The organism is Rothia sp. LK2492 (genome assembly GCF_040946345.1).
Taxonomy (GTDB): Bacteria; Actinomycetota; Actinomycetes; order Actinomycetales; family Micrococcaceae; genus Rothia; species Rothia endophytica.
Genome location: NZ_JAYWLX010000017.1, coordinates 1 through 5,906, shown reverse-complemented (window position 1 = coordinate 5,906; position 5,906 = coordinate 1). Strand labels below are relative to the sequence as shown.

Genomic DNA, 5,906 nt, shown 5'->3' with positions numbered 1-5,906 from the left:
TTTGCGTCAATGCAGGGAGATAGCGAAGAGCGCGCTTCAACGGAGATGCTCGAATGGGTCCACGACGGATTGGAGTCCGTGGTCGCGGCAGACGTAGATGATTCGCACGCCGTACCCGTCGGCGCCGCTCGGCTCGGGGTCGCATTCTGCGCGGCAGACGTTACAGAGCCGGTGCTCGTTGCTCCCCCAGACCGTGACCTCGATATCGTCGGGGATCTCCATTCCGTCGAACTCCATATGCGGAGGTTAGCTGTCGCGGATTGAGTCGTGTCAAGATGCGGCACCGATGCTAAACCGCCGTTACCTATGGTCATCGCGCCGGTCGCGCACTCGACGCTTAGTTCTTGAGGTACTCGAGGACGGCGATTGACGCGCGACGCTATTTAGTACCGGTAGGGCGGTATCGAGTACCGACCGGTGCGGATATCGGGTACCGGGGGTAGTTTTTGGGCACTCTTTAGTGGACGGCCCACGCAGTGTGTACGCGTGGGTCGCGTTCACGTGGAAGGAGTGATGGTGGTGACGGATTACCGTGCCATCATGTTTGCCTTGGTTGCTGGGAATCGTTCCTGGAACCAGATTCGAGCCGATTTAGGGGTCTCGAAGTCGACGATTGATAAGGCCAGTCGCGTTGTAAGGGACCATCGACTCGATGCTCGCGGGATTGCTGGATTGTCGAATGCCCAGTTAGAGGAGCTATTTCCGGATAACCGGCGTCGCAACGATGCGGAGTTCCTCGCACCGGATTTCAAAAAGGTTGCTGAGCGGATGGTCTCTGGCAAGCGCGTGACGTTGAAAGTCGCGCACGCCAAGTACCTGGAGTTCCCTGTTGGTACTGGTCAGCGTCATTATTCGTATCGACAGTACTGTTCGCTGTTTGAGCATTATGTCGATGTTCTTCAGCTGTCAGCGCAACTGAATCATGATCCCGGTGACGAGCTCATGGTGGACTGGTCGGGCGATGGAATGGTCGTTGTGGATCCGGTCTCAGGCCAGCGGGTTACCGCGCACTTGTTTGTAGCTTCATTGCCGCACTCAGGGATGATGCATGTATCGGCGTGGCCGGATCAAAAAATGCGGTCGTGGCTTTTAGCCCACCGTGCGGCTTTGGAGTATTTCGGTGGTTGTCCGCTGCGGTTGATCCCGGATAACGCGCTCACAGCCACGCAACAGATTTCCTGTGGGCTGCGGGGGCGTATCCCGGTTGCGGAGTATTCCACATTTGCCGATTTCTATCAGATAGGTATTACTGCGGCGAAAGGCTACCGGCCGCGGTATAAGGCGAATGTTGAAAAGGCCGTGGATATTGCCCAGCAATGGTGCGTGGAATACCTCGATGACCAGGAGTTCTACAGTTTCGACATGCTCAATAAGGCACTCGAGGACCAAAGCGATTTCATCAACGATCGCCGTCCCTTCCGCGGGCAGGATATCTCTCGTCGCCAGTTGTTTGAAGACCATGAGCAACAGCTGCTGCGCCCGTTGCCCGACCGGCGGTGGTCGTGGTCGCGGTGGAAGAAGTCCAAGGTCGCAATGAACTACCACATCCGGATCGCCAATCACTGGTATTCAGTGCCGTGGAAGCTAGCGGGCAAGTTCGTCGACGTGCAACTTTTTGATGACTATCTGGATGTCTTCTACGACGGTGAGATTGTTGCTTCACATCGTATTGCCCCTGCTAATTATGGCTACTCCACTTTGGATGAGCATGTCCCTGACAACCATAAGGACTTAAACACCCAGTGGAACCGGCAACGCTTGGAAGACTGGGCGAAAAGTATTGGGACCGCGACAGCACAGCTCATCGGCCAGATGTTTAACGCTCGTAAAGTCGAAGCCCAAGCATATTCTAGCGTTCTGGGCGTACTGAACCTATCGAAGGATTACTCCCGAATCGAACTCGAACAAGCCTGTGGTCAGCTGTTATCGCGCAAAGCAGTCCCCAGTGTCAACAAAGTAGCCCAAGAGCTCAAGGATCTAAAACAGGCCGCAGCACAGGCGTATTTGCCCACCGATGTACCACTGTCGACGGCCATCGACACCACGCGTGCGCACCGCCACCAGCCCACGGCAAACACGCCGGACTCTGTGTCGCATGTACGCGGGGCCGGGGCGTTTGCCTTCACTGATAAAGAATGGAAGGTATAGCCATGGCTCTTACCGATGAAGACTTCGAACTGCTCGGTTCTCTTCGCGGGATGCGTGTCTTTGCCACGACGCTGCAGGAGATCGTCAACGATCCCAGTCGTGACTTGGACTCCTTTGAAGACAAGATCAAAGAAGCTCTCGATGCGCAGATAGCTGCACGTGATTCGAAAGTAATCGAAAAACTCGTCAAAGCCGCCAAGCTACCCAACGCGCTTGCGGCTTTGGAACGCTTTGAAGCACACAGCAACCGAGGGATCACTCCAGACCGTATTGAGCGGTTAGCTACCTGCGACTGGATTACCTACGGCAGAGACCTAACCATCGTGGGAGCTACCGGCACCGGCAAAAGCTTCCTCGCCCAAGGCCTAGCCGTGGCTGCGTGCCGGCATAAACTAACCGCACGCTATTTTAGACTCGCCGATTTAGCCGACGAGTTCGACGCCACAGCCGACGCTGCCTATGAGCGCAAAGCCCTCCTTGAGGAACTGACAAAGCCGGCTGTGTTGGTCATCGACGACTTCCTGGCCACGGACGTATCTGCCTTCGCCTTAGCCCAGGTATTCAACCTCCTGGTCAAGCGGGAGCATTCCTCAACCGTCATCGTCAGCCAGCACGAGCCGGAATACTGGTACAGCGTCTTTAGTGAAAACGCGATCGCCGACGCTGTCCTATCCCGACTTGCAAACAACGGCAGCAAACTCACCCTCATCGGTGAAGACATGCGCACCCGTGACGACTTCCAAGAAGAAAGGGGAACACTTAGCAAACAGCTCAAGCAACGTCAACGGTCCAAACGATAAGCGGGGGTAAAACCGGCTACCGGGCGGCTACCGCCACCCCGGTACCCGGTACCGCCTTACCGGTCCCTAAAACAAGCCCGCGTCAGGCGATGACGCGCTTGTTTCCTGTGCGCTCGTTAAGGTCGAGCATGGTGAAGATGCTGCTGATGTGCCGTTCCGCGATCGCGACGCGACATGCACACGGTCCCTGATTTGCTCGTTTGTGAGCCCCGTAGCCATGAGCGAATCGTCAGTATCGCGGAGGAGGTGCTGCGGGAGCGGGAAAGGATTGACCTTACTGACGCAGAGACCCAAAGTGCGAGCATCCCTCATCGCTTTGATGCCAGCCCTTCAACCATTGCAACTAACCCGAACTCGAAATCTAGGTCTTGATCGACAGGCTCACATCCGTTGTCGAGCGCTGTTTGTTCTTCTAGTACGAAACCGACCGTATAGCGGCTGATAGCCATGAGAGCTCGGACCGCAGAGCCCTCAGCGAATCCTTCGGACACGAGAAACTCGATCTGACTTTCGGGGGCATCCGAGCCCGCTGGCATCTGGTCACTCTTTTGACGGTGAAACTCTGCGTGCAGCCGTGCTCCATCCCGGACTGCCAGAAGCGCTGTCCGGAAGCTCCGCGCGTTGCGCAGGAGAAAGTCGTCCCAGCGCTCCCCTGACTCTGGGAGTGAGGCGTGGTGTTCGCGATCAAGCACATCAGCTGCGAGCGATCCGAGCAGGTGGCCCTTTGTCCGAAAGTGCCAGTAGAGCGCTGGCTGCTGCACCCGCAGATGCGCAGCCAGCGCCCGCGTGGTGAAACCGTCGATCCCCGTGTTATTGAGCACATGCCTCGCACCGCGCAAGACTGCTGCACGATCGAGTCGCGCTTGTTTCTGAGCCATGCTTGCACTTTATCATCGATAACTTTATCGTTGATAAGGTGTCATCTCTCACTTCCGCTCGTGGCTCGTTGGCCACGGTCCTCATCACGGCTAGCCTCGACGCCGCCGGCATGGGCCTGGTGATGCCGATTCTCCCCGCACTGCTACACGAGGCAGGGGTCACCGCTGATGCGGTTCCGCTGAACGTCGGAGTGCTGAGCGCGCTCTACGCGGTAATGCAGTTCATCTTTGCCCCCGTACTGGGAACACTGTCGGACCGATTCGGCCGCCGCCGGGTGCTGCTTGTTTCCCTGGCCGGTGCGACCGTCGACTATCTCGTGCTCGCCACGACATCCGCTCTGTCGGTGTTCTATATCGCCCGTGCAGTGGCTGGGATAACCGGAGCGACCAATGCGGTCACCGCCACCGTGATCGCCGACATCACGCCACCCCACCAGCGCGCCAAGCGTTTCGGTTTACTCAGTGCCTGCTATGGCGGCGGAATGATCGCGGGGCCAGCCATGGGTGGACTGTTCGGTGCCATCTCGCCACATCTGCCGTTTTTGCTCGCTGCTCTTCTCTCAGCGAGCAATCTGGCACTCACCTTTATCTTGTTACGCGAGACCCGTCCTGATTCCCCTGCGCGCTCTGCGTCGCTCGCTCAGCATCGTGGTCGCCCCGGCCTCAGCGCGGTGCCTGGGATTACCTTCCTATTAGTCGCATTCGGCCTTGTTCAATTCATTGGGCAGGCTCCAGGTGCGACCTGGGTGCTGTTTACTGAACACCGCCTCGACTGGAGTCCCGTCGAAGTTGGAATCTCCCTGTCCGTCTTCGGGATCGTACAGGTTCTCGTGCAGGCCCTCCTTACTGGCCGCATCGTGGAGTGGATCGGTGAGGCAAAAACAGTCATCATCGGGTGTGTTACCGACGCCTTGGGTCTCGTAGGCCTGGCGATTGTCACTGACGCATTTTCCATGGCGCCTATCTTGGCGGCACTGGGGATCGGTGGCATCGGCCTCCCCGCTCTGCAAACCCTTCTCTCCCAGCGCGTCGATGAACAGCACCAAGGGCGCCTCCAGGGTGTGCTCGCCAGGATCAACAGCGTCACATCGATCTTCGGACCGGTCGCTTTCACAACGATCTTCGCGCTCACTTACATCAACGCCGACGGCTTCCTCTGGCTCTGCGCCGCAGCACTCTACGTGCCCTGCGTGATTCTCATCATGCGTGGTACAGCAGCGTCCCCGAAGTTCGGCTCATGGGCGAGCGGCGACTCGATGTGAGTTGTGAGACGTGAGCAGGAGCAACACGGCGGCGACACTGCTTCGCCATGGCCGACTAGCGAGACGGCGCCACCGGGAAACTCGGCATCATCTACCAAGGACAGGTCAGCTGGGAGCCTGATAGACCCATCGAAATGTGCGTGCCGATCGCGGAGAAAGGCCGGGCGCATCGGATCGAGCCATAGCACCATGAGTCTTCACGGAAGTGCGTTGACGGAGACTTCGTTGTGAACCGGGCCAAGGGAGAGCTGGAGGCCCTCTCCGAGTGGCTTGCCGATGACATGAGCTGGACGCTCATCGAGAAATCCACACACAGCGGCCCCAGTGCAGCCCGAGAGGTGCGCCCGCCGTTCTCCCGAGCGGGTGGAGGTCATTTCTGTCGTCACCCACGGACGACGCGCTTCCTGCGACGGCTACCTCGAGGCTGGAGGAATGCGCGTCCGTTTCAGCCATGCGTTCCGCTTCGTCAGCACCCCCAAGACCGCGATGATCGCAGAACTGCGACGCTACTGCATCGAGACGCAGGTTGACTGAGGCCTGTGCGGACAGCACGAACGACCCTTAAGCCCGTAATCTGGGAACCGCAGAAACTACCCGATCGAAACGCAACTACTTTGCCGGCCCTACGGGGTTGGCTCGCGGTCGTCGTCCTTGGCCGCGACCGTGCGCAGGAGGTGCTTGTAGCCATCCCTCGCGATCATCACGCGCATCGAAATCGTCACGACGCTACTGCCTTCGACGATCAGGGGAGCGGGGACTGATCGCGGACGCGCTGTCCACTTTGGTTAAAAGATTGCGCCGCTGTAGACGACCGCCAT

Annotated in this window: 5 protein-coding genes; 3 read left to right on the top strand and 2 right to left on the bottom strand. The window is 58.3% G+C overall.

Translation table 11 applies throughout. The features are described from left to right. Positions 1-36: 36 nt before the first annotated feature. Positions 37-237 carry a hypothetical protein gene (locus VVR27_RS11460; RefSeq protein WP_069408167.1) on the bottom strand — a complete coding sequence of 67 codons (201 nt, stop codon included), beginning with the start codon at positions 235-237 and terminating at the stop codon, positions 37-39. Between the two features lie 282 nt (positions 238-519). On the opposite strand from VVR27_RS11460, the gene istA reads away from it, so the two are divergent. Beyond that, the gene (gene istA, locus VVR27_RS11455; protein ID WP_368548481.1) at positions 520-2,148 is read left to right on the top strand and encodes an IS21 family transposase; all 1,629 of its coding nucleotides are present in this window, start codon (positions 520-522) and stop codon (positions 2,146-2,148) included. After that, entirely contained in the window at positions 2,136-2,948 is an 813-nt protein-coding gene (locus VVR27_RS11450) for an ATP-binding protein (protein WP_368548480.1), read from the top strand. Before istA ends, VVR27_RS11450 begins: the two co-directional genes overlap by 13 nt. A gap of 308 nt (positions 2,949-3,256) precedes the next feature. Here VVR27_RS11450 and VVR27_RS11445 read toward each other — a convergent pair whose 3' ends face one another. Continuing rightward, entirely contained in the window at positions 3,257-3,826 is a 570-nt protein-coding gene (locus VVR27_RS11445) for a TetR/AcrR family transcriptional regulator C-terminal domain-containing protein (RefSeq protein WP_368548479.1), read from the bottom strand. 38 nt (positions 3,827-3,864) lie between these two features. Here VVR27_RS11445 and tet(33) point away from each other — a divergent pair, with 38 nt between their 5' ends. Then, positions 3,865-5,088, top strand: coding sequence for a tetracycline efflux MFS transporter Tet(33) (gene tet(33), locus VVR27_RS11440; RefSeq protein ID WP_368548478.1), 1,224 nt, complete (start codon positions 3,865-3,867; stop codon positions 5,086-5,088). Positions 5,089-5,906: the final 818 nt, after the last annotated feature.